The sequence below is a fragment of the Marmoricola sp. OAE513 genome (assembly GCF_040546585.1).
Lineage (GTDB): Bacteria > Actinomycetota > Actinomycetes > Propionibacteriales > Nocardioidaceae > Marmoricola.
The window spans coordinates 457961-483734 of record NZ_JBEPOC010000001.1 but is presented as its reverse complement, the minus strand read 5'-3'; the positions used below and the strand labels follow the sequence as shown (position 1 = coordinate 483734).

At 70.9% G+C, this 25774-nt stretch carries 28 protein-coding genes; 24 read left to right on the top strand and 4 right to left on the bottom strand.

What is annotated here, in order from left to right; translation table 11 throughout:
- From ABIE44_RS02345 to ABIE44_RS02320, 6 genes are all read left to right on the top strand, one after another.
- Nucleotides 1-1305, top strand: a complete 1305-nt coding sequence (locus ABIE44_RS02345; RefSeq protein ID WP_209722693.1) for an ammonium transporter — start codon at nt 1-3, stop codon at nt 1303-1305.
- 38 nt (nt 1306-1343) lie between these two features.
- Nucleotides 1344-1682 carry a P-II family nitrogen regulator gene (locus tag ABIE44_RS02340; protein ID WP_209722696.1) on the top strand — a complete coding sequence of 113 codons (339 nt, stop codon included), beginning with the start codon at nt 1344-1346 and terminating at the stop codon, nt 1680-1682.
- Between the two features lie 11 nt (nt 1683-1693).
- Nucleotides 1694-3916 carry a [protein-PII] uridylyltransferase gene (locus ABIE44_RS02335; RefSeq protein WP_209722699.1) on the top strand — a complete coding sequence of 741 codons (2223 nt, stop codon included), beginning with the start codon at nt 1694-1696 and terminating at the stop codon, nt 3914-3916.
- 87 nt (nt 3917-4003) lie between these two features.
- Nucleotides 4004-5545, top strand: a complete 1542-nt coding sequence (ffh, locus tag ABIE44_RS02330) for a signal recognition particle protein (protein WP_209722702.1) — start codon at nt 4004-4006, stop codon at nt 5543-5545.
- Nucleotides 5546-5603: 58 nt separating this feature from the next.
- A complete protein-coding gene (locus ABIE44_RS02325; protein ID WP_209723739.1) occupies nt 5604-6677 on the top strand; it encodes an amidohydrolase family protein in 1074 nt (357 codons plus the stop codon).
- 9 nt (nt 6678-6686) lie between these two features.
- On the top strand, nt 6687-7118 hold the full coding sequence (locus tag ABIE44_RS02320) for an MmcQ/YjbR family DNA-binding protein (RefSeq protein ID WP_209722704.1): 432 nt from the start codon (nt 6687-6689) through the stop codon (nt 7116-7118).
- Here the strand turns inward: ABIE44_RS02320 and ABIE44_RS02315 are convergent.
- Nucleotides 7096-7737 (bottom strand): hypothetical protein, encoded by a 642-nt coding sequence (locus ABIE44_RS02315; protein WP_209722707.1) that lies wholly within the window; start codon nt 7735-7737, stop codon nt 7096-7098. The genes ABIE44_RS02320 and ABIE44_RS02315 overlap by 23 nt on opposite strands.
- 184 nt (nt 7738-7921) lie before the next feature.
- On the opposite strand from ABIE44_RS02315, the gene rpsP reads away from it, so the two are divergent.
- The 4 genes from rpsP (at nt 7922) to trmD (ending at nt 10563) form a co-directional block, all read left to right on the top strand.
- Nucleotides 7922-8440: a 30S ribosomal protein S16 gene (gene rpsP / locus ABIE44_RS02310; protein WP_209722710.1), complete on the top strand. Its 519-nt coding sequence runs from the start codon at nt 7922-7924 to the stop codon at nt 8438-8440.
- A gap of 5 nt (nt 8441-8445) precedes the next feature.
- A complete protein-coding gene (locus tag ABIE44_RS02305) occupies nt 8446-8688 on the top strand; it encodes an RNA-binding protein (protein ID WP_209722713.1) in 243 nt (80 codons plus the stop codon).
- Between the two features lie 14 nt (nt 8689-8702).
- A complete protein-coding gene (rimM, locus tag ABIE44_RS02300) occupies nt 8703-9254 on the top strand; it encodes a ribosome maturation factor RimM (protein ID WP_209722716.1) in 552 nt (183 codons plus the stop codon).
- Nucleotides 9255-9411: 157 nt separating this feature from the next.
- Nucleotides 9412-10563 (top strand): tRNA (guanosine(37)-N1)-methyltransferase TrmD, encoded by a 1152-nt coding sequence (gene trmD / locus ABIE44_RS02295; RefSeq protein ID WP_209722719.1) that lies wholly within the window; start codon nt 9412-9414, stop codon nt 10561-10563.
- Nucleotides 10564-10566: 3 nt separating this feature from the next.
- On the opposite strand, the gene ABIE44_RS02290 is transcribed toward trmD, so the two are convergent.
- The gene (locus ABIE44_RS02290) at nt 10567-11358 is read right to left on the bottom strand and encodes a hypothetical protein (RefSeq protein ID WP_209722722.1); all 792 of its coding nucleotides are present in this window, start codon (nt 11356-11358) and stop codon (nt 10567-10569) included.
- Nucleotides 11355-12479: a hypothetical protein gene (locus ABIE44_RS02285; RefSeq protein ID WP_209722725.1), complete on the bottom strand. Its 1125-nt coding sequence runs from the start codon at nt 12477-12479 to the stop codon at nt 11355-11357. Before ABIE44_RS02285 ends, ABIE44_RS02290 begins: the two co-directional genes overlap by 4 nt.
- An 18-nt stretch (nt 12480-12497) precedes the next feature.
- Here ABIE44_RS02285 and ABIE44_RS02280 point away from each other — a divergent pair, with 18 nt between their 5' ends.
- From ABIE44_RS02280 to dprA, 11 genes are all read left to right on the top strand, one after another.
- Nucleotides 12498-13454, top strand: coding sequence for a hypothetical protein (locus tag ABIE44_RS02280; RefSeq protein WP_209722728.1), 957 nt, complete (start codon nt 12498-12500; stop codon nt 13452-13454).
- Nucleotides 13451-14158, top strand: a complete 708-nt coding sequence (locus ABIE44_RS02275; RefSeq protein ID WP_209722731.1) for a hypothetical protein — start codon at nt 13451-13453, stop codon at nt 14156-14158. Before ABIE44_RS02280 ends, ABIE44_RS02275 begins: the two co-directional genes overlap by 4 nt.
- 196 nt (nt 14159-14354) lie before the next feature.
- On the top strand, nt 14355-14705 hold the full coding sequence (gene rplS, locus ABIE44_RS02270; RefSeq protein ID WP_209722734.1) for a 50S ribosomal protein L19: 351 nt from the start codon (nt 14355-14357) through the stop codon (nt 14703-14705).
- Nucleotides 14706-14764: 59 nt separating this feature from the next.
- The gene (lepB, locus tag ABIE44_RS02265; RefSeq protein ID WP_354437778.1) at nt 14765-15544 is read left to right on the top strand and encodes a signal peptidase I; all 780 of its coding nucleotides are present in this window, start codon (nt 14765-14767) and stop codon (nt 15542-15544) included.
- Nucleotides 15545-15563: 19 nt separating this feature from the next.
- Nucleotides 15564-16289 (top strand): ribonuclease HII, encoded by a 726-nt coding sequence (locus tag ABIE44_RS02260; protein ID WP_354438353.1) that lies wholly within the window; start codon nt 15564-15566, stop codon nt 16287-16289.
- Nucleotides 16286-16594, top strand: a complete 309-nt coding sequence (locus ABIE44_RS02255) for a DUF2469 domain-containing protein (protein WP_209722740.1) — start codon at nt 16286-16288, stop codon at nt 16592-16594. Before ABIE44_RS02260 ends, ABIE44_RS02255 begins: the two co-directional genes overlap by 4 nt.
- 83 nt (nt 16595-16677) lie before the next feature.
- Nucleotides 16678-17148: a TadE/TadG family type IV pilus assembly protein gene (locus ABIE44_RS02250; RefSeq protein WP_209722743.1), complete on the top strand. Its 471-nt coding sequence runs from the start codon at nt 16678-16680 to the stop codon at nt 17146-17148.
- The gene (locus tag ABIE44_RS02245) at nt 17148-18974 is read left to right on the top strand and encodes a pilus assembly protein TadG-related protein (RefSeq protein ID WP_209722747.1); all 1827 of its coding nucleotides are present in this window, start codon (nt 17148-17150) and stop codon (nt 18972-18974) included. The genes ABIE44_RS02250 and ABIE44_RS02245 overlap by 1 nt, the downstream gene beginning before the upstream one ends.
- 121 nt (nt 18975-19095) lie before the next feature.
- Complete coding sequence (locus ABIE44_RS02240) at nt 19096-19461, top strand: YraN family protein (protein ID WP_209722749.1); 366 nt, start codon at nt 19096-19098, stop codon at nt 19459-19461.
- Nucleotides 19461-21047 (top strand): YifB family Mg chelatase-like AAA ATPase, encoded by a 1587-nt coding sequence (locus ABIE44_RS02235; protein ID WP_209722752.1) that lies wholly within the window; start codon nt 19461-19463, stop codon nt 21045-21047. Before ABIE44_RS02240 ends, ABIE44_RS02235 begins: the two co-directional genes overlap by 1 nt.
- Nucleotides 21044-22219, top strand: coding sequence for a DNA-processing protein DprA (gene dprA / locus ABIE44_RS02230; protein WP_209722755.1), 1176 nt, complete (start codon nt 21044-21046; stop codon nt 22217-22219). The genes ABIE44_RS02235 and dprA overlap by 4 nt, the downstream gene beginning before the upstream one ends.
- Here dprA and ABIE44_RS02225 read toward each other — a convergent pair.
- Entirely contained in the window at nt 22179-22607 is a 429-nt protein-coding gene (locus ABIE44_RS02225) for an Lrp/AsnC family transcriptional regulator (protein ID WP_354437776.1), read from the bottom strand. The two genes, dprA and ABIE44_RS02225, sit on opposite strands and share 41 nt — an antisense overlap.
- 63 nt (nt 22608-22670) lie before the next feature.
- Here ABIE44_RS02225 and ddaH point away from each other — a divergent pair, with 63 nt between their 5' ends.
- The 3 genes from ddaH to ABIE44_RS02210 are packed head-to-tail and all read left to right on the top strand — an operon-like array spanning nt 22671 to nt 25770.
- Complete coding sequence (ddaH, locus tag ABIE44_RS02220) at nt 22671-23576, top strand: dimethylargininase (RefSeq protein ID WP_209722758.1); 906 nt, start codon at nt 22671-22673, stop codon at nt 23574-23576.
- On the top strand, nt 23576-24823 hold the full coding sequence (gene rocD, locus ABIE44_RS02215; RefSeq protein ID WP_209722761.1) for an ornithine--oxo-acid transaminase: 1248 nt from the start codon (nt 23576-23578) through the stop codon (nt 24821-24823). Before ddaH ends, rocD begins: the two co-directional genes overlap by 1 nt.
- A 29-nt stretch (nt 24824-24852) precedes the next feature.
- Nucleotides 24853-25770, top strand: a complete 918-nt coding sequence (locus ABIE44_RS02210; RefSeq protein WP_209722764.1) for a tyrosine recombinase XerC — start codon at nt 24853-24855, stop codon at nt 25768-25770.
- Nucleotides 25771-25774 lie beyond the last annotated feature (4 nt).

Sequence of the window (25774 nt, the reverse complement as noted above, 5' to 3'; positions counted from 1 at the left end):
ATGAGCTCACCACTCCTCACACCCCTCGCCAGTGTGAGCGCGGGCGACACCGCCTGGCTGCTCACCTCCGCCGCCCTGGTCATGCTGATGGCACCGGGCCTCGCGCTGTTCTACGGCGGCATGGTCCGCTCGAAGAGCGTGCTGAACATGATCATGATGGTCTTCGGGGCGCTGGCCGTCGTCAGCATCGTCTGGGTGCTCGTCGGCTACTCGATCGCCTTCGGCGACGACGTCGCCGGTGGCCTGTTCGGGGACCCGTTCCAGTACCTCGGCTTCCGGGACGTCCTGGACACCGCGAGCGGGACCGTGCCCCACGCGGCGTTCGCGATCTTCCAGGGCCTCTTCGCCGTGATCACCTGCGGGCTGATCGCCGGCGCCATCGCGGACCGCACCCGGTTCGGCACCTGGCTGGTCTTCGCCGCCGTCTGGACCGTGCTGGTCTACGCTCCGGTGGCGCACTGGATCTTCGACTTCAGCGCGGGTGACCACGTGGGCGGCTGGATGGCCAACAAGCTCGAGGTGCTCGACTTCGCGGGCGGTACGGCGGTCGAGATCAACTCGGGCGCCTCCGGTCTGGCCGTCGCCCTGGTGCTCGGCACCCGGATCGGGTTCGGACGTGAACCGATGAAGCCGCACAACCTGACCCTGGTGATGCTCGGCGCGGGGCTGCTCTGGTTCGGCTGGTTCGGCTTCAACGCCGGGTCCGCCCTCCAGGCCGGCAGCACGGCCGCCACCGTCTTCGTGAACACCCTGATGGCCGGGTGCGCCGGCTGCCTCGCCTGGCTCCTGGTCGAGCGGATCCGCGACGGGCACGCCACGTCCTTCGGCGCTGCTTCCGGTGTCGTCGCCGGTCTGGTCGCGATCACCCCGGCGTGCGGCGCGGTGACGCCGCTCGGCGCCATCGCGGTCGGCACCGTCGCGGGTCTGGTCTGCGCCGTGGCGATCGGGTGGAAGTACAAGTTCGGGTACGACGACTCGCTCGACGTCGTCGGCGTCCACCTCGTCGGCGGTCTGGTCGGCACGCTGCTGATCGGCCTGCTCGCGACCACGGACGTGACCTCGGTCGACGGTCTGCTCTACGGCGGCGGGCTGGACCAGCTCGGCAAGCAGGCGCTCGGCTGCCTGGCGACCTTCGCCTACGCCTTCCTCGCCTCCGGCCTGATCGCGCTGGTCCTCGACCGCACGATGGGCTTCCGCGTCGAGGAGGACCACGAGGTGACCGGGGTCGACCTGGTGATCCACGCCGAGACGGCGTACGACCTGCACGCTGCCACGGGCGGGGCCCGTCCCCACCTCGGCGGCTGAGGTGGCAGTCTTCTGATGACGAACGAGAAGGAGTTGCGATGAAGCTGGTGACCGCGGTGATCAAGCCGCACAAGTGGGAGGACGTCCGGGCCGCCCTCGAGACGGTCGGCGTGACGGGCATGACGGTCAGCGAGGTCTCGGGCTACGGCCGGCAGAAGGGTCACACCGAGGTCTACCGCGGTGCCGAGTACGACATCGCCCTGGTGCCGAAGGTCCGGATCGAGATCGTCGTCGACGACGGTGACGTCGACGCGGTGACGCAGGCGATCGTGAAGGCCAGCCACACCGGTCAGATCGGCGACGGCAAGGTCTGGGTCGCCCCGGTCGAGAGCGTGGTCCGGGTGCGCACCGGCGACCGCGACGAATCCGCGATCTGACCCGACCGCTCATGACAGCTGCCGACCGGGCGGAGCGAGCCCGGGCCGCCGACGCCCTGTGCCAGGAGGCCTTCGCGTCGGTGGGCTGCCCCGAGACCGGGGTGGCCCTGGTCGCCGTCGGCGGCTACGGCCGGGAGGAGCTGGCGCCGTACAGCGACCTCGACGTCGTGCTGGTGCACGACGTGGAGGTCGAGGCGGGGGAGTGGGCCGGCAAGATCTGGTACCCGCTGTGGGACTCGGGCGCGAACATCGACCACGCCGTCCGCTCGTTCCCCGAGGTCCTCGAGCAGGCGGGCGCCGACCTCAAGGTCGCGCTCGGCCTGCTCGACCTGCGGCACCTGGCCGGCGACCCGAACCTGACCCTGCGGTTGCGGACCGCCATCCTGGCTGCGTGGCGCCGCGACGCCAAGCAGCGGTTGCCGCAGCTGCACGACCTGGTGCGCGACCGGGGCAGTCTTCTCGGGGAGATCGCGCACCTCTCGGTCCCCGACATCAAGGAGGCCACCGGTGGGCTGCGCGACGCCACGGTTCTCAAGGCGCTGACGGCCACCTGGCTCGTCGACGTCCCGCACGGTGAGCTCGAGTCGTGCAGGCAGGCGCTGCTCGACGTCCGCGACGTCGTGCACCAGGTGGCCGGGCGTGGAACCGATCGGATCGCCCCCGAGCTCTGGGCCGACATGGCTCCGCTGCTGGAGCTCCCCGACGCTGCGGCGGTCCAGCTGCACGTGCGCCGGCTCGGCAAGCGCATCACCCACCTGTCCCGGCTGGTCTGGCGTCGCGCGGACGCCGTCGTACGGCGTCCGGCGAGGTCGGCGACCACGCGCAGGCCGCAGCTGACCTCGCTCGGGAACGGACTGGCGATCGCCTACGAGGAGATCGTGCTGGACCGGGACGCCAAGCCGTCCGGGGATCCGCTCCTGCTGCTGCGCGCCGCCGCCGAGGCGGCCGAGCGCGACGTCGTCCTGGAGCCGTCGACCACGGCCCGCCTGATCGCTGAGGTGCCTCCGATCCCCGAGCCGTGGCCGGCCGAGGCGCGCGACCTGCTGGTTCGGCTCCTGGCTGCCGGGCGCGGGCTGCTGCCGGTCTGGGAGACCCTGGAGGAGACCGGGGCCCTGGCCACCATCCTGCCGGAGTGGGAGCGGGTGCGGTTGCTGCCGCACGCCTCGGTCGTGCACCGGTTCACCGTCGACCGGCACCTGGTCGAGACCTGCATCGAGGCCTCGGCGCTGATCCGGCGGGTCTCCCGCCCGGACGTGCTGATGATCTCCGCCCTGCTGCACGACATCGGCAAGGGCGGCACCGTGGAGCACAGCATCGCCGGCGAGCCGATCGCCCGCGAGATCGCTGCGCGGGTCGGGTTCGACGCCCGGGAGACCGAGCTGGTCGCCGCTCTCGTCCGCTGGCACCTGCTGCTGCCCCAGACGGCGACCACCCGTGACCCGGAGGACCCGCAGACCGTCGAGCTGGTGACCACCCGGATCCACGACCGCGAGGAGCTCGAGCTGCTCGCCGCGCTCACCGAGGCGGATGCGAAGGCGACCTCGGAGAAGGCCTGGACGACGTGGCGTGCCTCGTTGATCCGCAGCCTGGTACGGCGCGCGTCGGTCGAGCTCTCCGAGCACCTCACCTTCGAGGAGGAGCCGCGCACGGTCGACGTACCCGCATCGGTGCGCTCGGTGCCGAACGCGGTCGCGGTGACGGTGACCGAGGACGGGGACGGTTCGACGATCACCGTCATGTCGCGCGACCGTGTCGGCCTGCTCGCCGACACGGCGGCGGCGATCGCCCTGCAGCGGGTCTCCATCCGCGCCGCCCGCGTCTGGACCGAGGACGGCATCGGGATCTCCCGGTGGCAGGTCTCGCGGACCGGCATCGACGCCAAGGTGCTGCGCGAACGGTTGGAGGCCATCGCGGAGGGCCGCCTGGACGCAGGGACCCGGCTCCGGCCGGCCGACGCCGACGGTCTCGCCCCGATCGTCGTGCTCCACCCCGAGGCCTCGGAGCGTGCGACCGTGCTCGAGGTCCGTGCCGCCGACCGTCCCGGGGTCGTGCACCTGGTCTGCGCCGCACTGGCGGGGCTGGGTCTCACGGTCCGCTCGGCCCACGTCGACACCCTCGGCCCGCAGGCCGTCGACGTGTTCTACGTCCAGGACGCCGACGCCGAGGCGTTGAGCGCCGAACGGGCGGCGGCGGCCGCCGACGCGGTCCGGACGGCCCTCAGCCCCTCCGGCTGAACCTTCGCTGATCCTGACCGACGAGCCCCCGCGGGCGGTGAACTAGGCTGGTCAGCGCAGCTCTGACGTCCGACCTCGAGGATCGCCTTGTTCAACACCCTTTCCGACCGCCTTGCCGAGAGCTTCAAGAACCTTCGTGGGAAGGGCAAGCTCTCCGAGGCCGACATCGACGCCACCGCCCGGGAGATCCGGCTGGCGCTGCTCGAGGCCGACGTCGCGCTGCCGGTGGTCAAGGACTTCGTCGCAGCGATCAAGGAGCGCGCTCGCGGCGCGGAGGTCAGTGCCGCGCTGAACCCGGCCCAGCAGGTCATCAAGATCGTGAACGAGGAGCTCGTCGCGATCCTCGGTGGGGAGACCCGCCGGCTGCGGTTCGCGAAGAACCCGCCGACCGTGATCATGCTCGCCGGTCTGCAGGGTGCCGGCAAGACCACGCTGGCCGCGAAGCTCGCGCTGTGGCTGAAGAGCCAGAACTCCTCGCCGATGCTGGTCGCCGCCGACCTGCAACGCCCGAACGCCGTCCAGCAGCTCCAGGTCAACGGCGAGCGTGCCGGCGTGACGGTGTTCGCCCCCGAGCCCGGCAACGGCGTCGGGGACCCGATCTCGGTCGCCCGCGCGGGCGTCGAGGAGGCCCGCCGGACCCTGCACGACGTCGTCATCATCGACACCGCCGGACGCCTGGGCATCGACCAGGAGCTGATGGCGCAGGCCGCCGGGATCCGGGACGCGGTCAACCCCGACGAGGTCCTGTTCGTGGTCGACGCCATGATCGGTCAGGACGCGGTCAACACGGCGCAGGCCTTCCTCGACGGCGTCGGGTACGACGGCGTCGTGCTCACCAAGCTCGACGGTGACGCCCGCGGTGGCGCGGCGCTGTCGATCGCGAAGATGACCGGCAAGCCGGTGATGTTCGCCTCGAACGGCGAGAAGCTCACGGACTTCGACCTCTTCCACCCCGACCGGATGGCCTCGCGCATCCTGGACATGGGTGACCTGCTGACCCTGATCGAGCAGGCCGAGAAGAACTTCGACGCCGAGCAGGCGGCGAAGGCGGCCGAGAAGCTGCAGAGCGGCGAATTCACGCTCGACGACTTCCTCGACCAGATGCAGCAGATCCAGAAGATGGGCTCGCTCACCAAGATGCTCGGCATGCTCCCCGGCATGGGGCAGTTCCGCGAGCAGCTCGACAACTTCGACGAGCGCGAGATCGACCGGATCCAGGCGATCATCCGCTCGATGACCCCGGCCGAGCGCGCGAACCCGAAGATGATCGACGGTTCCCGCCGGTCCCGGATCGCCAAGGGCGCGGGCCGCACGGTCGCCGACGTCAACCAGCTCGTGGACCGGTTCTTCGAGGCCCGCAAGATGATGCAGCAGATGGCCAAGGGCGGCGGTATGCCGGGCATGCCCGGGTCGCCCGGGATGGCACTGGGCAAGCGCGCCAAGGCACGTCAGGCACCGCAGGCGAAGAAGGGCAAGGGGAAGCGCGTCTCCGGCAACCCGGCCAAGCGGGCGCAGCAGCAGGCGGCCGAGCCGGCCGCCCCCGCCGCGAACCCGTTCGGGCTGCCCGGCGGGGACGCCGCCGACTTCGACCCGAACGCGATGCCGGACCTGTCGAAGTACCTGAACTAGCTCCCGCGGCCGACGGGTCGCCGCGAGCGGCGCGCGATAGGTTCGCCGGGTGCCAGTGATGCGATTCCGGGGTCCGGTCCTGCCCGACGGCGAGGCCGCCGACCTCTACGTGGTCGACGGTGTCGTGTCCTACGACGCGCAGCCCGGCGCCGAAACCGTTGCCGAGGGCTGGATCGTCCCGGGACTGGTCGACGCGCACTGCCACATCGGCCTCGACGACCACGGCGCCACCGACCTCGAGACCGCGGAGGCCCAGGCGATCGCCGATCGCGACGGAGGGGCGCTGCTCATCCGCGACTGCGGCTCAGCGATGGACACCCGGTGGGTCCAGGAGCGCGCGGACCTGCCGCGACTGATCCGTGCCGGAAGGCACGTCGGTCGGACCCGCCGCTACATCCGCAACTACGCCGAGGAGGTCGAGCCGGCCGACCTGGCCGCGGCCGTGGCCGTCCAGGCCCGGCGCGGTGACGGCTGGGTGAAGCTCGTGGGGGACTGGATCTCCCGCGAGGAGGGCGACCTGGCACCGTCCTTCCCGGCCGACGCGTTCGCCGCGGCGATCAGCACCGCGCACGAGCACGGGGCCAAGGTGACCGCGCACTGCTTCGGGTACGACGTCCTGCCGGGCCTGATCGCCGCCGGCATCGACTGCATCGAGCACGGGACCGGCCTGACCACCGACCTGGTCGAGGCGATGGCCGCCGCCGGGACGGCGCTGGTTCCGACGGTGATGCAGGTCGACAAGTTCCCCGAGCACGCGGCCGGAGGGCGGGAGAAGTTCCCGGCGTACGCCGCGACGATGACCGACCTCTACGCGCGGCGTCGCGAGACCCTGATGTCGGCGTACGACGCCGGGGTGGCTCTGTACGCCGGCTCGGACGGCGGCGGGATCAGCAAGCACGGCAACCTGGCCGGCGAGGTCCTCGCGATGGCAGAGCTGGGTCTCCCGGCCGAGTACGCGCTCGGGGCCGCCTCCTGGCGCGCCCGGTCCTGGCTCGGCTGGAACGCCACGCTGGTCGAAGGGGCGCCCGCCGACTTCCTGGTCTACCCGCGCAACCCCCTCCTGGACCTCACCGTGCTGCGCGAGCCCACCGCGATCGTGCTGCGCGGCGCCGTTGTCGGCGGGCGGTCCTAAGGTCGGGACATGACCGACCTGGAGCTGGATGCAGCGACCGTGGCGCGTCTCGGTGACCTCTGCCTGACCCTGCCCGGCGTCGTGGAGGAAAACGCGTGGCACGGCGTCCGCTGGCGGGTGCGCGGACGCACCTTCGCCCACGTCCTCACCCTGGTCGACGGCCGCCCGGCCAGCTATGCGGAGGCGGCGGGCATCGACGGCCCGGCGGTCGTGCTGACCTTCCGGGTCACTGAGGAGGACCGCGAGCTCCTGCTCCGGCTGGGGCACCCGCACTTCGCGGCCAGGTGGGGGCGCGACCTCGGCGGTCTGATCCTCGCCGGTGCGGGCAGCTCACCCGACGGCGTCGACTGGAGCGAGGTCGCGGAGCTCCTCACCGACAGCTGGCGCCTGATGGCCCCGCAGAAGCTGGTGTCCCAGCTCAGTGCCGGGGGCGCCGGCTGATGAAGAGCACCGCCACCACGATCGTTCCGACCAGGCCGAGGATGCCGAACGCGAGGGCGCCGATCGCGGTGATGCCGATCGTGATCAGCTGGGACTCCCCGAACGGTGCGCCGACCCGCACCTCCTCCTCAGCCGCGGAGCAGGTGATGTCGACGCTGGTTCCGTCGGTGCTGAACTCCGCGAACGGGATCCAGGTCTCGCCGTCCGTGCCGACGTCGTAGTCGCCGACGTCCTCGGTGAGCGGCTCGACGGCGACCGCTGCGCCGTCCTCGGTAACGGCGCACTGCGGCGCGCCCTCCTCGGTCGGGAAGTAGAGCATGTGGTCACCCGAGTCGTCGAGGCTGATCGCGTGCGCCTCACCGTCGGCAGGAAGGTAGCCGTCGGTGCTGAGGCTCCGGACCACCGTCACCCCGAAGAGGACGCCGCAGACCACGGCGAGCACGAGTCCCAGCGCGCCCGGCAGGAACCACCAGGCGCTGGGCCGCTTCTTGCCCGGCGACGGTGGCACGGGGTAACCGTAGGGGACCGGCGCGCCGTACGGCGGCTGCGCCGGATATCCGTACGGCGGCTGCTGGGGCGGGTAACCGTACGGCGGCTGCTCCGGCGGGGGCGTCGTCATGGGGACAGTCTGCCGGACTCGATTTCCCGCGCTCCGCCTTCTCTGGCAGAATGTCCCGCTGAGTCTCAGGCGGTTTCGGACCCTCTATCCCGAACCGTGTGAGCCCCCCGAGCGGTTCGACCCGGTCCCCACCTGGTGCAGGCCCGCTCACCCACTCCAGAACTCGCAAGGAGACACCACAAACGTGGCCGTCAAGATTCGTTTGAAGCGTATGGGCAAGATCCGTCAGCCGTACTACCGCGTCGTCGTCGTCGACGGCCGGAAGAAGCGTGACGGAAAGGTGATCGAGGAGATCGGCAAGTACCACCCCAAGGAGGAGCCCTCGTTCATCGAGGTCACCTCCGACCGGGCGCAGTACTGGCTGGGCGTCGGCGCGCAGCCGAGCGAGGCCGTCGAGGCGATCCTCAAGATCACCGGTGACTGGCAGAAGTTCAAGGGTCTTCCGGGCGCCGAGGGCACCCTGAAGGTCAAGGAGCCGAAGCGCGACAAGCTCGAGATCTTCAACGAGGCGCTCAAGGACGCGGCCAACGAGCCGAAGCGTGAGGCCGTGACGAAGAAGAAGGCCGAGAAGAAGGCCGAGGAGCCGGCTGCTGAGGCTCCGGCCGAGGAGGCTCCCGCTGAGGAGGCTCCGGCCGCCGAGGCCGCCGCTGAGGAGGCTCCGGCCGCCGAGGCTCCGGCTGCTGACGAGACCGCCGAGGCCTGAGCACGATGCTGGCCGAAGCGCTCGAGCACCTGGTCCGTGGCGTCGTCGACAACCCCGACGACGTCTCGGTCCGGGACAAGCAGCTGCGTCGGGGTTCGATCCTCGAGGTCCGCGTGCACCCGTCCGACCTGGGCAAGGTGATCGGCCGCAACGGTCGCACCGCCACCGCCTTCCGGACCGTCGTCTCGGCCCTCGCGGGTCGCGGCGGAGCGCGTGTCGACTTCGTGGACGTCGACCGTCGTCGCTGATCGAGGCTTGATCGATGGCGGCTGCTGATCCCTCGGCGACGATCGTCGTCGGTCGGATCGGCAAGCCGCACGGCATCAAGGGCGAGGTCTCCGTGGAGCCCCGCACCGACGAGCCCGACCGTCGCTTCGCGACGGGAGCAGTACTGAAGACGGACAGCAGACGGCCCGGTGCTGCGGGTCCCGCCCACCTCACGGTGGCAGGCACCCGCTGGCACTCGGGCCGTCTGCTCGTCCGGTTCACCGAGATCGCCGACCGCAACGCGGCCGAGGAGGCCCGCGGCACGCTCCTGGTGATCCCGCTCGACCCCGACGAGCGCCCCGAGGACCCCGAGGAGTTCTACGACCACCAGCTGGTCGGTCTCACCGTGGTGACCACGGAGGGCCGCGAGATCGGCGAGGTGCGCGAGATCGTGCACGGTACCGCGCAGGACCTGCTGGTCATCGACGCCGACGGGCGCGACGTGCTGGTGCCGTTCGTCTCCGAGCTCGTCCCGGAGGTCGACGTCACCGGCGGGCGGATCGTCGTGGCGGACCGGCCCGGCCTGCTGACCGACCTGGAGGACTGACGTGATCCTCGCTCCGCTCGGCACCGTGCGTTCGCCCACTCGGTCACGAGCAAGCTCGGACGCTCGATAGGCTCCGCACGTGATTCTCGCTCCGCTCGGCACCGTGCGTTCGCCCACTCGGTCACGAGCAAGCTCGGACGCTCGATAGGCTCCGCACGTGCGCATCGACGTGGTCTCGATCTTCCCCGACTACCTCGCGCCGCTGGAGCTCTCGCTGCCCGGCAAGGCACGCGAGAAGGGTCTGCTCGACATCGTCGTGCACGACCTGCGCGACTGGACGACCGACAAGCACCGCACCGTCGACGACACGCCGTACGGCGGCGGGGCCGGCATGGTGCTGAAGCCCGAGCCGTGGGGTGAGGCCCTGGACGCGCTCGGCGCGGAGGGTGCCGTCCTGGTCGTGCCGACCCCGGCCGGGAGCCCGTTCACCCAGGTCTTGGCGGCCGAGCTCTCCGAGCGCGAGCACCTGGTCTTCGCGTGCGGGCGGTACGAGGGCATCGACCAGCGCGTGCTCGACCACGCCGCCACCCGGATGGAGGTCCGCGAGGTCTCGCTGGGCGACTACGTGCTCAACGGCGGGGAGGTGGCGGCCCTGGCCGTCATCGAGGCGGTGGTGCGGCTGATCCCCGGTTTCATGGGCAACGCGGAGTCGCTCGCCGAGGAGTCGCACGCGAACGGCCTGCTGGAGTACCCCGTCTACACGAAGCCTGCGGTCTGGCGCGGGCTGGCTGTCCCCGAGGTCCTGCTCTCGGGGGACCACGGGCGGATCGCCGCCTGGCGGCGCGAGCAGTCCGAGCGGCGTACGGCGGAGCGACGACCGGACCTGCGCCACCTCTCGGCCGGGTTCGCCGACGGGGAGATCCGCCTGGTCGCGCCTGCCGATGCCGGCGAGCTGTTCACCCTGCAGCGCGCGTGCTGGGTCCAGGAGCAGCAGGCCAACCCCGGGGTCGAGATCCCGGCGCTGCAGGAGTCGCTGGCCGACGTCGTCTCCTGGATCGCCACCGACACCGTGCTCGTCGCCCGTTCCGGTGGTCGCCTGGTGGGCGCGGTCCGGGCCAGGCTGCACGCCGAGGACGGCGCGGCGACCTGGGACATCGGGCGGTTGATGGTCGCGCCCGACGTGCAGGGCACCGGCCTGGGCCGCACCCTGCTGGAGCAGATCGAGGCCCTCGCCCCCGAGGGCGTGCAGGGCTACGAGCTCTTCACCGGGGCCGGCAGCGTGCGCAACCAGCGGATGTACCGCAAGGCCGGCTACCGGCTCCGCGGCGAGATCGAGCCGGGTGTCGTCCGTCTGACGAAGAAGGCCTGACCCCTACTTCGCTGCCACCGTCCTGGCCGTCGGGGTGCTGTCCTCGAGCAGCGCTGCCTGCAGCTCCACGATGCAGCCACCCAGCGGCGAGGCCGCCAGCTTCTGCGAGTACGGCGCCAGGGCGGCGGCGAGCTTGCCCTCCGCCTCCAGGAACGACTGCCGGTAGGGGCTGTAGAGCGGCGCGATCAGGTTGAAGCCCTGGTCGAGCAGCGCGGCGAAGGTGTCCAGCAGCGGCGTCAGCGCCGGCTCGATCTTCGGGGCGATCTCGGGGTACTTGGCCAGGATCGGGCCGAGCAGCTGGAGCAGCGGCTGGTAGGCGGCCGCCGGGGCGAACGCCTCGGCCTTGAACGGACCGAACGCGGGGGCGAACCCGATCAGGGTCTGCAGTCCACCGCTGGTGGTCGGCTCCTTGATCGGGATGACGCAGCGAGCGATCTTCACCGAGCCGGGTTCGGTCGGCTCCGCCGGGTCCGTCGGCTCCGGGGTGACCGGCGCAGCAGGCTTGCTCGGCGTCGGGGACGGCTTGGCCGGAGTGCTGATCGGCGTGCCCCCGACCCCGACCGAGACGGCCGGGAGTGCCGGCGGAACGGGCGCGGCGGGAGGTGCGGTGACCGGCGCGAGCACGGCTGCCGGTGGCGGGCCGGGGACGCTGGTCGTGGTGGTGACCGAGTCCAGCCGCACCGAGAAGGCAGCCAGGGCGAGCAGGTCGACCGCGATCAGGACGATCAGCGCGGGCTTGATGAACCGCGCGTTGCGGTTCAGCGCGGCGGCCGAGAGGACGTGGGGGACCTTCACGACGCCTCGCCCGGTGCCTCGGCCCGCCTGCGCAGGACGCTCAGGGCGAGCAGGGCGGCGAACCCCAGGACGGCGATGCCGACGGCCAGACCGATGACCGGCTTGGAGACCCGCCACTTCTCCTGGGTCACGGTCTTCGTGGTCACCGGGCCGGTCGCTGCCGGCTGCTGACCGGCGACGACCGGCGCGGCGCCGGGGACGTCGCCCGGGTTGGCGCCGGTCGGGATCGCGCCGGGGGAGGTCGGGGCGTTCGGCACGGCGGTTCCGGTGCCCGCGCCGTTCGCGGTGGTTCCGGGGTTCGCCGTTCCGCCGGCGCTGCCGCCGTTGCCGCTCGCGGCTGGCGGCTTCGTCCCGGCGGCCGGGACGAACTTGCCGACGAAGTACCAGGAGCCGGTGAACTTGTCGAAGGGCCCGCCGACGACCTGGCTGGTCCAGTGCAACGTGAAGGCTCCCGTGGCGGCGTCGTACGTGCCGGTCGCGGAGCGGGTGTTGCCGGGCGTGGAACCGTCCGGCTTCGGTGCCCCCTGGTTGAAGTCCTGGTTGTTCCAGGTGACGGCGAACGCACGCAGGTCAGCGGTGAGGGTGCTGCCGGTGACGGTGGCGCTGGGCGCCGGGACGGCCTTCTTGGTCTGCCGGTCGACCTTGGTGGTGCCGGTGGCGAAGCTGGTGCCGTAGAACGGGGCGGGCGCGGTCAGCCGGTTGGCCCTCGCGTTGCCCGAGGAGTCGAAGACCGGACTCGGCGGCGGCTGGTACGCGCCGCCGACCTTGAGGCCGCCGTCGGTTCCCGGGGCCAGGGGAGTGATGCTCTGGTCGGAGCACGAGGAGTCGTTGTTCGCCATGTAGGGCCCGTTGGGACCGCCGCTGGGCAGAATCATCCGCAGGTAGGTGCCGGTGACCTTCCCGCCCGCGCACTTGCCGGCGGTCAGCTGCAGCGTGCCGACGAGCCGGGTCGCCTTGGCAGCGGGGACGCCGGGGGCGGCCTGCGAGGGCTGCGGGACGACGACCGCGGCCAGTGCGAGCAGGGCCGCGAGCGGCGCCGCGGCGTACAGGCCCAGGTGTCGGCCCTGGTTCCTGTGCACGCGACGACCGGTGGGAATCGGGAGGGATCCAACGGAGTTCATGGTCTAAAGTCTAGCAACATGGTCGACTTGGATGACAAAGCGACCGAGTGGCGGACAGCGTCCCGACGCACCCGGACCTCGGTGCTCGTCCTTGGCCTGCTCGCACTCGGTCTGGTGGCTGGGCCCTTGGCGATGGGCATGCTCACGAAGGCCCCGCAGGGCGCCTCGATGCTCGAGGACTTCACACCCTTCATGAGCTCCGAACGCCTGGCCGGGTTCATTGCCGACCTCGACCTGATCGATGACGCCGTCTCCGAGCTGGACGCGACGGACGCGAGGGCGACCAACCCGACGTACGCGGAGTTCAGCGAGCAGTGGCCGCCGATCGAGGACGACATGTCGGGGCTGATGGGCGACGTCACCGACAACCTCGACAACTACCAGGCGATGGCGGACCTGCCCAGCTTCCGGCTGTTTCCGTGGTTCTTCCTCGCGCCCGGGCTGGTGCTCCTCGCGGTCCTCGCCGTGGTGGCGCTGCGGCGTCGCTGGACCCGGGGGAGCCAGGTCGCCGTCGCCGCCGTGGGCATCGCGCTGGTCGTGGTGCCGTTCGCCTTTGGCATGTTCGCCCGCGCGCCGAAGGGTGGCGAGATGATGTCCGCCTTTGCCGACCTCGAGACCAGCGAGAACGTCGGCCGGATCCAGGGCTACTTCTCCCAGATGGCGGTCGGTCAGGGCTCGATCCGGCTCGAGGTGGTACCGGCTCTGCAGGAGACCGGGCTGAGCGCCGCAGAGGTGGCACGGCAATTCCCCGCGACCACCGCGCTCAACGACGGCTGGGTCCACATCCTCAACGACATGACGCCGATGATCGGCGCGATGAGCGACAACGTGGACAACTACGACGCCCTCAAGTCGCTGCCGCCGTTCGCGATCTTCCCGTGGGCCTTCCTGGTCCCCGGGCTGATCGTCGTCGGCCTCGCCCTCCTCGCCGGCCGCCCGGTCCGGTTGACCCATCCGCAAGGAGAACCCGCATGAACCGCACCGTGATCGCGCTCGCCGCCGTACTGGCCCTCTCGGTGCTGCCTGGCTGCGGCAGCGACGGCGACAGGGCGCCTGCCCGGGCAGGCAAGGGCACCGAGCTCGTCGGGACCTTCCGGCTCGAGCCGGGACGGTGCACGGCGAAGGGCGCCGCGGGCTCGTACTTCCGGATGATCAACCGCGGCGGCACGGTTGCCGACGGTCCGTTCTTCGGCAACCCGGACTCGCCGTGCAAGGACAAGTCGTTCAACGTCCAGGTGCCCGGGAGCGACGGGGGACTGGTGACGGGGTCCTACCAGCCGAACCCGAAGGTCCCGTTCGACAAGGGCGGCAACGCGGTCGCCCGCCGGATCGCGCAGCCGGGCAGCTTCACCGCCATCAAGTTCGGGATCTCCACCGAGAAGGTCGACCCCGGCACCAAGAAGCGCAACCCGGAGCCGGCGATCTTCGTCGAGGACGGCAAGCTCACCGGCCAGATCACCGCCTGGACCGCGTCGTGGAACAACCTGTACTTCAACCAGGGCTCCCCGAAGCCGGGAGGCGGCACCCCCGGCCTGACGGTGCCCGTCTCGGGCACCTACGACGCCGCGACCGGCCGCTTCGTGCTCACCTGGGTCAGCGGGGTCGTCGGCGGACCGTTCGACAAGTTCGCGGGGGCCTGGCACCTCGAGGGGACCTTCGAGCCCGCGAACCGCGGCTGATTTCCCTCGGGCAGGCCGTCTCTGGCAGAATCTCCCCTCGGCCCAGTCGGCCACGATCGCCTGCGTTGCACTTCTGACCAGGGATCTGCGCGAGCACCTGCCACAGGGGGCGCAGCGCACCGGCCAGCAGCACCGGGTCATCCCACCGAGAAACACGTACCGCGGCTGACCTGTGGCGATCGCGAGGAGATACACCATGACCAACGTCATCGACACCCTTGCTGCCGCCTCGCTGCGCAGCGACGTCCCCGAGTTCCGCGCCGGCGACACCGTCAAGGTCCACGTGAAGGTCGTCGAGGGCAACCGCTCCCGCGTCCAGGTGTTCCAGGGCGTCGTGATCCGCGTCCAGGGCTCCGGCATCGGCCGCACCTTCACGGTGCGCAAGGTGTCCTTCGGTGTCGGCGTCGAGCGCACCTTCCCGCTGAACTCCCCGATCTTCGAGCAGATCGAGATCGTCACCCGCGGTGACGTCCGTCGCGCCAAGCTGTACTACCTGCGCAACCTGCGCGGCAAGGCTGCCAAGATCAAGGAGCGCCGCGAGTTCTGAGCTCCACCCTCGTTTGTGATTTCCACCAGCGAGTTGGGACTCGACGTTAGGCTCCGGACGTGACTGAACCTTCCCCCGGGCTCGCCCCGGGCGACGCTCCGAAAGACTCGGATTCGGGCACGTCATCGCCGGGGCCCAAGTCGCGCAAGGCCATCAGGTCGAAGCCTGAGAAGAAGCCGCTGCCGGTGTGGCAGGAGAGCATCCTGCTGCTCGGCATCGCGCTGGTACTCGCGATCGGGATCAAGTACTTCTTCATCCAGGCGTTCTACATCCCGTCGCCCTCGATGGAGCCCGCGTTCGTGAAGAACGACCGCATCCTGGTGCAGAAGGTCTCCTACTGGTTCGGCGGGCACCCCGAGCGCGGCGACATCGTCGTGTTCAAGGACCCCGGCAACTGGCTCAACGACATCGAGAGCAACTCGGCGAAGAACCCGTTCACCAAGACGCTCGAGGCGATCGGCCTCTACCCCTCGGGCGGCCACCTGGTGAAGCGGGTGATCGGCGTCGGTGGCGACTCCGTCGACTGCAACCCCTCCGACGCCAAGACCAAGGGCCGTCTGACGGTCAACGGCAAGGCGCTGGAGGAGAAGTCGTACCTGAAGAAGAACGTGCTGCCGTGCGACACGGAGTTCCACGTCAAGGTGCCCGAGGGTCACCTCTGGGTGATGGGCGACAACCGCAGCGACTCCGCCGACTCGCGCGCGCACACCGGCGACCCGGGCGGGGGCTTCGTCGACGACGACCTCGTCGTGGGCAAGGTGTGGTCGCTGATCTGGCCGGCCGGGCGCGCGAAGTGGATCCACACGCCCGACACGTTCAAGGACATCCCCAACCCGTAGGCGGGGCGCGGCCATGACGTTGTCCGACCGCCCGCGGGGCGCGACGATCCGGCGTGATGCCGGGTTGTACGGGTACGAGCGCGCGCTGCGCCGCGCCGGGCTGTCCCCGGTCGCGGGGGTCGACGAGGCCGGTCGGGGTGCGTGCGCGGGTCCGCTCGTGGCGGCCGCCGCGATCCTGCCCGAGGGCAAGGCCGGGTTGATCCCCGAGCTGGCGGACTCCAAGCTGCTCACCGCCAAGGCGCGCGAACGCTGCTACGCCCAGGTGGTGAAGCGGGCACTCGCGTGGTCGGTCGTGGTCGTGGAGCCGGCCGAGTGCGACCGGATGGGCATGCACGTGGCCAACATCGAAGCGCTGCGCCGGGCGCTCGCGCGGTTGGACGTGCGGCCGGCGTACGTCCTCACCGACGGTTTCCCGGTGGACGGCCTCGGGGTGCCCGGGCTGGCCATGTGGAAGGGGGACCGGGTGGCTGCCTGCATCTCTGCGGCCTCGGTGATCGCGAAGGTGACGCGCGACCGGCTGATGATGCAGCAGCACGAGCTCTGGCCGGACTACGATTTCGCCACGCACAAGGGATACATCACCGCCGAGCACACCGAGGCGCTGACCGAGCACGGACCGTGTCCGATCCACCGGATGAGGTTCGTGAACGTACGTCGCGCCGCGGGCCTCGTCGACGAGGAGCCCCTGAGTCTCGAGCCGCAGCTCGAGATCGACCTGGAGACGTTGGAGGAGACGAGCCGATGAGCGCCGAGGACCTCGAGAAGTACGAGACCGAGATGGAGCTGACGCTCTACCGGGAGTACCGCGACGTCGTCGGCATCTTCAAGTACGTCGTCGAGACCGACCGGCGCTTCTACCTGTGCAACTCCGTCGACGTGAAGGCGCGTACCGAGGCGGGGGACGTGTTCTTCGAGGTCTCGATGACCGACGCCTGGGTCTGGGACATGTACCGGCCCGCCCGCTTCGCCAAGAACGTCAAGGTGCTGACCTTCAAGGACGTCAACGTCGAGGAGCTCAGCAAGTCCGACTTCGAGCCGCCGAAGGGCTGAACCGAACCCTTCGGGAAATATGCGATAAAAGGGACAAAGGTCCCTTAAGGGCGCTAACCTCCTATCACGGATAGGGGGCCGCAATGTCGACGTGGGGTTCAGGGAAGCGCACCGAACGCGGAGCAGCCGCGGTCGAGACCGCGCTGTGCATCTGCTTCTTGGTTCTGCCGCTGGTGTTCGCGACGATCTCGTACGCCTACATGCTGAGCTTCCGGCAGTCGCTGTCCCAGGCCGCCGCCGAGGGTGCTCGCGCCGCAGCCGTGGCGCCCGCCGGCACCTCGCAGGCGGCCGCTGAGGCCGTCGCCAAGTCGGCCGTCGACGACGCCCTGGAAGGTGTTGCCGGCAACCTGGCCTGCGGCACGTCGAACCTGACCTGCACCTTCACCTGGAAGACCACGGGCTGCGGCAACGACGTGAACGGCAACGCGCTCAAGTGCCTGTCGGTCAAGGTCAGCTACCCGTACCGCGACCACTCGCTGATGCCGACCGTTCCGGGATTCGGCTTCCTGCTGCCCGACACGCTCGCCTACAGCGCCACCGCGCAGGTCGGCTGATGCGGCGCCGCGACCAGCAGGGCGCAGTCGCCGTCATGATGGCGCTGGTGACCTGCTTCGTGCTGATCCCGATGGCCGCACTGGCCGTCGACATCGGTGTCCAGCGGGTCGCCCGGCGCGACATGCAGGCGGTCGCCGACGTCGTCGCGCTCGACCTGTCGCGCCAGCTCACCGGGGGCACCTACGGCTCCTACACGGCGTCGAAGAAGGCTGCGCTGCAGACCATCGCCGAGGAGAGCCGCGACCGCAACGCCACCAACATCGGCTCCGGCAGCGGCGGCAAGAGCGCGGACATCTCCTACGAGCTGGGCACCGTGGACAACGCGGCGTACGGCACGGCGAACTACTTCACCCCGACCACCGCCTCCAACGTGATCCCCACCGCAGTACGGGTCAAAGCGACCGCGACGGTCGGCTTCGGTCTGGCCAACGCGCTGCCCGGCGACGGGTTCGGCAGCGGCTCGGCGACCCGGTACGCGATCGGCGTCCGGCAGTCCTCGGCCTGCTTCAAGCTGGGGTCGTACGCCGCCGCGATCGACACCAAGGGGTCGACGCTGCTCGGACCGCTCAACGATCTCCTCGGTCTCAACCTCGGCCTGGTCAGCTACCAAGGGCTGGCAGCCGCGAGCCTGAACCTGGCTTCGCTGGCGGCCGACTCGCACATCGGTTCGGTCGACGGTCTGCTCAACAACAACGTCACCCTCGGCAACTTCACCGCGGCGACGATCGCCGTGCTGCAGAAGCAGGACAAGCCCGGTAACGCCGCGGCGATCACCGCGCTGCAGGCCATTCAAGCGAGCGGGATCAACCTGAGCAAGCCGGTCCACGTACTCGACATGATCAGCCTGCAGAGCACCGACAGCGCCGCGCTGAACTCCGACGTGAACGTGCTCGATCTGATCTCGGGCGCGATCCAGGTCGCCAACGGGGAGCACGGCGTCGACGTCAGCAGCCTCAACGCGGCCGGGATCACCGGCAGCATCAAGGTGACCCAGGGCATCCAGACCTGGTGCGGCGTGCCGAACGACCCGAGCCCGACTGCGGTGGCGAAGTCGTCGCAGGTGAAGGTCGACCTGGGTTACTCGGTCCCGGCCAACACGAAGATCCTCGGGGTCGACATCACCGGTGGCGTCAAGATCACCGGCGGAATCGGCAACGCGACCGGCAAGCTCGTCAGCCCGAACCCGATCGTCTGCCAGGCAGGAACGGCGGCTGCCCCGGACTCCTACTCGGTCGCGGTCACGCCGGGCCTGCTCGGCCTCAGCGCGACCAGCAACCTCGAGCTCAACGGCACGATGGGAACCGCCCAGCTGGGCCTGCTGGGCACGCTGCTGCAGGGTGTCCTCGGCACGTTGATCGAGGTGAAGTTCGATCACGTGAAGCTCGGGGTGAACGCGATCACCGCGCCGTCGGCGACCTCCTCGACGAAGAACCTCCGGGTGCCGCAGAACTCGTACAACTCCACCCCGAAGGGCTCGCCGCTGTCGGCAGGAACCCGGTTCGACAAGCTCGGTCTGCTGCCCAGCCTGACCAACGACCCGCTGACGGTGGTGAGCGGCAAGATCACCATGACCACGAAGGTGCTGTTCGCGATCGCCGTCACCACTGAGATCAACCTGGACAAGAACGCCGGAGCAGGAACGGCGATCGCGGCCGTGCTCGACGGCGTCAGCAACATCCTCAAGACCGCTGTCAACACGACGCTCCCGCCGCTGCTGGACCCGGTCATCAAGAACCTCGGTGACCTCATCGGTCTGAACGCCGGCGGAGCGGACGTCTACAGCGTCTCCCGTCCGACCTGCAACGGCGCCAAGCTGGTCGGCTGAGCTCGCATCCTCCGGACCCGGTGTCCACGAGAGCGGTCCTGGGGGCTGGTCTCCACAACCTCGGGGATCCGGAGGATGCGTCTGCCTGAATCCGTGCTGTCCTCGCCGCGGAGGTGGGGACATGACCACAGCGGGACAGCGGCAGGCGCTCGGTGCCTACGGCGAACGGCTCGCCGCGCGACACCTGGCAGCGCTCGGCATGACGGTGCTCGACCGGAACTGGCGCTGCCCGGGCGGTGAGCTGGACCTGGTGCTCCGCGACGGCGAGGACCTGGTCGTGTGCGAGGTGAAAGCACGTCGCGGGGTCGGCTTCGGCCATCCGCTCGAAGCCGTGGACGACGTCAAGGTCGGTCGGCTGCGGCAGGCAGCCATGCTCTGGGTCGAGGCGCACGCGGTCGTCCCGGGAGGCATCCGGATCGACCTGGTCGGGGTGCTGCTGCCGCGACGCGGCCTCGCGGTGATCGAGCACGTCCGCGGGGTGGGCTGATGTACGCCGCGACGAAGACGGTCTCGTTGGCCGGCGCGGTCGGCCACGTGGTCGACGTTCAGGTCGACGTCACGGGCGGGCTGATCATCACCAGCATCGTGGGCCGTCCCGACGCGTCGATCAACGAGGGTCGCACGCGGTGCCGTGCGGCGATCGAGAACAGCGGCCTGGACTGGCCCTCGAGCAAACGGGTCACCATCCTGCTGTCGCCCACCGACCTGCCCAAGCGAGGCCCGCACTTCGACCTCGCGATGGCGGTCGGCGTCGTCGCCGCCACGAAGCCGTTGCCGGCCGGAGCGCTGGAGGACCTGGTGCTCATCGGGGAGCTGAGCCTCGACGGACGTCTCCGGGCGGTGCCGGGCGTGCTGCCGATGGTGATGGCCGCGGCAGCGGCCGGCATCGGACGCGTGGTCGTACCGGAGCCGCAGATCGGGGAGGCCTCCCTGGTCCCGGACGTGGAGGTGTACGGCGTCCGTTCGCTGTCCCAGGCGCTCGCGCTGCTCACCGGCGAGGACGTTCCCGAGGCGCCCGAGGTCGCACCGGTCACGGGGGAGTCGCTGCTGTCCTGGCGCGGCCAGGAACGGCTGGAACAGGTCGACCTGGTCGACGTCCTCGGGATGGCGGACGCCCGCTACGCCCTCGAGGTAGCCGCGGTCGGAGGCCACCACCTGCTTCTCACCGGCGCCAAGGGCACCGGGAAGACCACGCTGGCCGAACGACTGCCGACGATCCTCCCGGACCTGGACACCCGGGAGTCGCTGGAGCTCACGGCGATCCACTCCCTGGCCGGCGGGCTTCCGGTGGGAGCGACCGTTCTGAGGCGGCCACCGTTCCGGGCGCCGCACCACACGACGTCGCGCACCGGCATCCTCGGGGGCGGCACAGGCCGGGTCCATCCCGGCGAGGTCAGCAAGGCCACGCACGGCATCCTCTTCCTCGACGAGTTCCCCCTGCTGCCCTCGGACGTCATCGAGGCGCTGCGGCAGCCGCTGGAGAGCGGCGAGATCACCATCGCGCGCGGGGACGAGGACGCGACCTTCCCGGCCTCGGGGATGCTGGTGCTCGCGTGCAACCCGTGCCCGTGCGGGGAGTGGTCCACCCGGGTCCGGGAGAACACCTGCCTCTGCTCGGAGGTGAACCGGCGCAACTACCGACGCAAGATCTCCGGGCCGATCGCGGACCGGATCGACATCACCCGGACGATCGAACCCGTCCCGGAGCACGAGCGGAACGACCGGTTCTCGCAGCCGGAGTCCTCCGCGGTGGTCCGCGCGCGCGTCTCCGCTGCACGCCGCCGGCAGCAGGACCGGTACGGCGACGCCGGGTGGCGGCTCAACGGGCACGTCCCCGGGCCGGAGCTGCGCTCACGGTGGCCGTTGGCCGCGGAGGCCACCCGGCTGCTCGACCGCGAGGTCTACGGCGGGACGCTGACCCGGCGGGGTGCCGTCCGGGTGCACCGGGTCGCCTGGTCGGTGGCAGACCTGCGGGGTGTGGAGGTGCCCGGTCCCGACGAGCTCGAGATCGCGCTCAGGCTCCGGACCGGGGTCGACCTCGACCTGAGCATGCTCGCGCGGGTGCAACCGTGACCGCCCGGCCTGGTCCGCTCGACGCCGAGCGGCGCGCGCGGCTCGTGCTGAGCGTGGTGGGGGAGCCGGGGGATCCTCGGCTGCTGGACCTGGTCGCCGAGATCGGCCCGGTCGCCGTGCTCGAGGCGCTGGAGCAGCAGTCTGCCGGCGAGATCTCCGAGGCACTGGCCGAGCGGCTCCGCACCGCGCGGCCCGAGGACACCTACGCGGCAGCGCTGCGCAAGAAGGTCCGGTTCGTCACCCCGGCCGACGACGAGTGGCCGGAACAGCTGGAGGACCTCGCGCACGCTGAGCCGCTGCACCAGCGTGGGGGTGTCCCGCTGGGGCTCTGGGTCCGAGGACCGCTCCGTCTGGACGAGGTCGTGCAGGGAGCCGTCGCCGTCGTCGGCGCGAGGTCGGCGACGAGCTACGGGGCCCGGGTGGCCGGCGAGGTGGGTGCTGCCGTGGCAGCGTCGGGTGCGGCTGTGGTCTCCGGTGCCGCGTTCGGCATCGACCAGGCCGCCCACCGGGGTGCGCTGGCGGTCGACGGGCCGACCGTCGCGGTGCTCGCCTGCGGTGCCGACCGGGTCTACCCCCAGGCGCACCAGCAGCTCCTGGCGGTGATCGCGGACGAGGGGTTGGTGGTCTCCGAGGCGGCACCGGGCTGCGCGCCGACCCGGATCAGGTTCCTGGCAAGGAACCGCCTGATCGCAGCTCTCTCCTTCGGCGTGGTCGTCGTCGAGGCGGCGGTGCGCAGCGGTGCGCTGAACACGGCGAACTGGGGCGATCAGCTGTCCCGGGTGGTGATGGGAGTTCCGGGACCGGTGACCAGTGCCGCCTCCCAGGGCGTCCACCAGATGATCCGCGCCCGCAACGCCCTGCTCGTGACCGACGGCGGGGACGTGCTGGAGGCGGTCTCGCAGTCGGGGGAGCAGGCCGTCGTTCCGGTGGCCGGTCTGGTCAGCGTCCGCGACCTGTTGACGCCCCTGCAGCGCCAGGTTCTCGATGCGGTGCCGGTGGTGCGCGGGGCCACGCTGCCCCAGATCGCCCGTACGGCGGGTCGCCACCAGAGCGAGGTCGGCGACGCGCTCCGGGTGCTGGTCGCCCAGGAGCTGGTCGACCAGGGAGACGGGGTGCCCCGGTTGTGGCGGCTCAGAGCCGGGACAGCACCAAGGCCGAGCGGGTCCGGTTGACGCCAGGGTGGTTGCGGATGACGCCGAGCACCTTCTCGAAGTCCTGGGTGTCGGCCGCCCGCACCCGCAGGATGCCGTCGGACTCCCCGGTGACCGTGTAGGCCTCGACCACCTCGGGGATGGCGCGCACCAGGTCGCGCATCCGGTCAGGAGGAACCCGACCCTCGCAGTAGAGCTCCACGAAGGCCTCGATGGTCCAGCCGAGGGCGGTCGGCTCCACCTCGGCGCTGAACCGGCGGATCACGCCCTCGCTGCGCAGCCGGTCGACCCGCCGCTTCGTGGCCGCCGTGGACAGCCCGACCCGCTGGCCGAGGGTGGCGAAGGACTCGCGGCTGTTCTCCACGAGAGCCGCAAGAAGATTGTGGTCAATCGCATCAAGACGCAACATATGGACTCCATCTTCGAACATTCGGGGCTCTTTATTGTGTTCCGGTCATCCTACGCTCGGAGCATGACAAGTACGGTGGTTGCGCGGGAGGGCGCCGGGGACGGCAGCGCCCGCCGCCCTGCACCGCGGCACTACCTGATGTGTCCGCCGACCTACTTCGACGTGGTGTACGCGATCAACCCGTGGATGGACCCGCGGGTACCGGTCGACCGCGACCGTGCGCTGGCCCAGTGGTCCGCGCTCGTCGCTGCCTACCGGGCACACGGGCACCGGGTCGACCTCCTCGACCCGGTGCCCGGCCTTCCGGACCTCGTCTTCACCGCCAACGGCGCCACCGTCGTGGACGGACACGTCCTGCGTGCCCGGTTCGCGAACTCCGAGCGGAGCGCCGAGGCCCGGATCCACGAGGACTGGCACCGCCTCCACGGCATCCTGTACGGCGGCACCCAGGTGCAGCGGCCCGTGGCGGTCAACGAGGCCGAGGGCGACTTCGCCGTCCTCTCGGACACGGTGCTCGCGGGCTACGGGTTCCGCACCAGTCGTGCCGCGCACCGCGAGCTGGCGGCGCTGACCGGTCGCGAGGTTCTCGGCCTGCGCCTGGTGGACCCGCGGTTCTACCACCTCGACGTCGCGCTCGCCGTCCTGGACGACCGGACCGACCACGTCGCCTACTACCCGGAAGCGTTCAGCCTGGGATCGCAGAAGCTGCTCGCCGAGCGCTTCCCCGACGCGCTCCTGGTCAGCGAGACGGACGCGCTCGCGTTCGGACTCAACTGCGTCAGCGACGGGTTCCACGTGTTCGTCCCCGTGCAGGCGCCCGGCCTCGTCGCGTCGCTCGAGGCCGCCGGCTACCAGCCCGTGCCGCTCGACCTCTCCGAGCTCACCCGCGCCGGCGGCAGCATCAAGTGCTGCACCCAGGAAGTCCGTCCCGTTGCCCTGCGCCCGACCCACGACCCCCAGGAGAACTGATGACCGCGATCGCGGAGAACACCTCGCTCGGCCGGCGCCTGGTGGCGTCGGAGGACGAGCACGTCGCGCACAACTACCACCCGCTCGACGTCGTCGTGGCCTCCGGTCAGGGAGCAGTGCTGACCGACGTCGACGGGCGGGAGTACCTCGACTTCCTGGCTGCCTACTCGGCGACGAACTTCGGGCACGGCCACCCGGGTCTCCTCGCCGCTGCCCGCGAGCAGCTCGACCGCGTCACCCTGACGTCGCGCGCGTTCCACCACGACCAGCTGGCTCCGTTCGCAGCTGCGCTCAGCGCCCTGGTCGGCAAGGACATGGTCCTGCCGATGAACACCGGCGCCGAGGCGGTCGAGTCGGCGATCAAGGTGGCCCGCAAGTGGGGCTACCAGGTCAAGGGCGTCCCCGACGGCCAGGCCCGGATCATCGTCGCGGGGGGCAACTTCCACGGCCGGACCACCACCATCATCAGCTTCTCCGACGACCCGACCGCGCGGGACGGGTTCGGCCCGTACACCCCCGGGTTCACCGCCGTCGCGTACGGCGACCTCGACGCCGTGCGTGCCGAGCTCCGCGGTCCCGAGGGAGGCAACGTCGTGGCCGTCCTCATCGAGCCGATCCAGGGCGAGGCGGGGGTGCGGATCCCGCCGCCGGGCTACCTCGCCGGTCTCCGCGCGTTGACACGTGAGCACGACGTGCTGCTGGTCGCCGACGAGATCCAGTCCGGGCTCGGCCGCACCGGACGCACGCTCGCCTGCCAGCACGAGGGCGTCGAGGCCGACCTCTACCTGCTCGGCAAGGCGCTCGGCGGTGGCATCGTGCCGGTCTCCGCCGTGGTCGGCGACCGCGACGTGCTCGGGGTGCTGCGTCCCGGTGAGCACGGCAGCACCTTCGGGGGGAACCCGCTCGCCTGTGCGGTCGGGTCGGCGGTCGTCGCGCTGCTGGCAGGAGGCGGCCCGCAGGAGCGGGCAGCCCGGCTCGGGGTGCAGATGGCCGACCGGATCGCCGCGATGGTCGGGCACGGTGTCGTCGACTTCCGCGCCCGCGGACTCTGGGCCGGTATCGACATCGATCCGTCTCTCGGCACCGGCCGAGACGTGTGCGAGGCCCTCGCGCGCCGCGGGGTGCTCGCCAAGGACACCCACGGGTCGACGATCCGGCTCGCGCCGCCGATCGTGATCAGCGAGGAGCAGCTGCACCGCGGCCTCGACCAGCTCGAGGACGTCCTGCGCGAGCGCGCCTCCGGGTGAGCGGCAGGTCGGCTTCGTAGGCTGGCGCGATGGACCTGCCCGAGGAGTTCGCGACCGCGCTGGCGGCGTACGAGCGGCACCTCGTCTCCGAGCGCAACCTGACCCCGCACACCGTGCGCGCCTACCTCGGTGACGTCAGCGGGATGCTGCGTCATGCGGCGGCGATGAGCCACACCTCGCTGGAGGACCTCGACATCCGGACCCTGCGCAGCTGGTTGGCCAACCAGCAGACGCTCGGCAAGGCGCGGACCACGATGGCGCGCCGGGCGACCGCCGTCCGGGTCTTCACCGCGTGGGCACTGCGGACCGGTCGCGCGACCAAGGACGCGGGCGCCCAGCTGGGAAGCCCCAAGGCGCACAAGCCGCTGCCGCCCGCTCTCGACGTCGCCCAGGCCCGGGCGCTGCTCGAGGCGGCCGCCGTCCAGGCGGACGACGGGAGCGCGGTGGGGTTGCGCGACGTCGCGATCCTCGAGCTGCTCTACGCCACCGGTGCCCGGGTGGGGGAGCTCTGCGGCCTCGACGTCGACGACGTCGACCGTCCCCGCCGTGTCGTCCGGGTTTTCGGCAAGGGCCGCAAGGAGCGGATGGTTCCCTACGGCCTCCCGGCTGACCAGGCGCTCGAGCGCTGGCTGACCGAGGCGCGCCCGCGGCTGTTCGTGCCCGGGAGCGGTGCCGCCCTCTTCCTCGGCGCGCGCGGGGGGCGCATCGACCAGCGCGCAGTCCGCTCGATGGTCCACCGACGGCTGGCTGACGTCCCCGGCGCTCCGGACCTGGGGCCGCACGGGCTGCGGCACACCGCGGCGACACATCTGCTCGAGGGCGGAGCCGACCTCCGGACGGTGCAGGAGATGCTCGGCCACGCGTCGTTGGCCACCACCCAGATCTACACGCACGTGACCACCGACCGTTTGCGCAGCGCCTACCTGATGGCGCACCCACGGGCCTGATCGC

Bases quoted from the DNA above. Each gene is read 5' to 3' on its own strand.
- ABIE44_RS02345 (WP_209722693.1), top strand. From the start codon at position 1: ATGAGCTCACCACTCCTCACACCCCTCGCCAGTGTGAGCGCGGGCGAC.
- ABIE44_RS02340 (WP_209722696.1), top strand. From the start codon at position 1,344: ATGAAGCTGGTGACCGCGGTGATCAAGCCGCACAAGTGGGAGGACGTC.
- ABIE44_RS02335 (WP_209722699.1), top strand. From the start codon at position 1,694: ATGACAGCTGCCGACCGGGCGGAGCGAGCCCGGGCCGCCGACGCCCTG.
- ABIE44_RS02325 (WP_209723739.1), top strand. From the start codon at position 5,604: ATGCGATTCCGGGGTCCGGTCCTGCCCGACGGCGAGGCCGCCGACCTC.
- ABIE44_RS02320 (WP_209722704.1), top strand. From the start codon at position 6,687: ATGACCGACCTGGAGCTGGATGCAGCGACCGTGGCGCGTCTCGGTGAC.
- ABIE44_RS02315 (WP_209722707.1), bottom strand. From the start codon at position 7,737: ATGACGACGCCCCCGCCGGAGCAGCCGCCGTACGGTTACCCGCCCCAG.
- ABIE44_RS02305 (WP_209722713.1), top strand. From the start codon at position 8,446: ATGCTGGCCGAAGCGCTCGAGCACCTGGTCCGTGGCGTCGTCGACAAC.
- rimM (WP_209722716.1), top strand. From the start codon at position 8,703: ATGGCGGCTGCTGATCCCTCGGCGACGATCGTCGTCGGTCGGATCGGC.
- ABIE44_RS02285 (WP_209722725.1), bottom strand. From the start codon at position 12,479: ATGAACTCCGTTGGATCCCTCCCGATTCCCACCGGTCGTCGCGTGCAC.
- ABIE44_RS02280 (WP_209722728.1), top strand. From the start codon at position 12,498: ATGGTCGACTTGGATGACAAAGCGACCGAGTGGCGGACAGCGTCCCGA.
- ABIE44_RS02275 (WP_209722731.1), top strand. From the start codon at position 13,451: ATGAACCGCACCGTGATCGCGCTCGCCGCCGTACTGGCCCTCTCGGTG.
- rplS (WP_209722734.1), top strand. From the start codon at position 14,355: ATGACCAACGTCATCGACACCCTTGCTGCCGCCTCGCTGCGCAGCGAC.
- ABIE44_RS02255 (WP_209722740.1), top strand. From the start codon at position 16,286: ATGAGCGCCGAGGACCTCGAGAAGTACGAGACCGAGATGGAGCTGACG.
- ABIE44_RS02250 (WP_209722743.1), top strand. From the start codon at position 16,678: ATGTCGACGTGGGGTTCAGGGAAGCGCACCGAACGCGGAGCAGCCGCG.
- ABIE44_RS02245 (WP_209722747.1), top strand. From the start codon at position 17,148: ATGCGGCGCCGCGACCAGCAGGGCGCAGTCGCCGTCATGATGGCGCTG.
- ABIE44_RS02240 (WP_209722749.1), top strand. From the start codon at position 19,096: ATGACCACAGCGGGACAGCGGCAGGCGCTCGGTGCCTACGGCGAACGG.
- ABIE44_RS02235 (WP_209722752.1), top strand. From the start codon at position 19,461: ATGTACGCCGCGACGAAGACGGTCTCGTTGGCCGGCGCGGTCGGCCAC.
- ABIE44_RS02225 (WP_354437776.1), bottom strand. From the start codon at position 22,607: ATGTTGCGTCTTGATGCGATTGACCACAATCTTCTTGCGGCTCTCGTG.
- ddaH (WP_209722758.1), top strand. From the start codon at position 22,671: ATGACAAGTACGGTGGTTGCGCGGGAGGGCGCCGGGGACGGCAGCGCC.
- rocD (WP_209722761.1), top strand. From the start codon at position 23,576: ATGACCGCGATCGCGGAGAACACCTCGCTCGGCCGGCGCCTGGTGGCG.
- ABIE44_RS02210 (WP_209722764.1), top strand. From the start codon at position 24,853: ATGGACCTGCCCGAGGAGTTCGCGACCGCGCTGGCGGCGTACGAGCGG.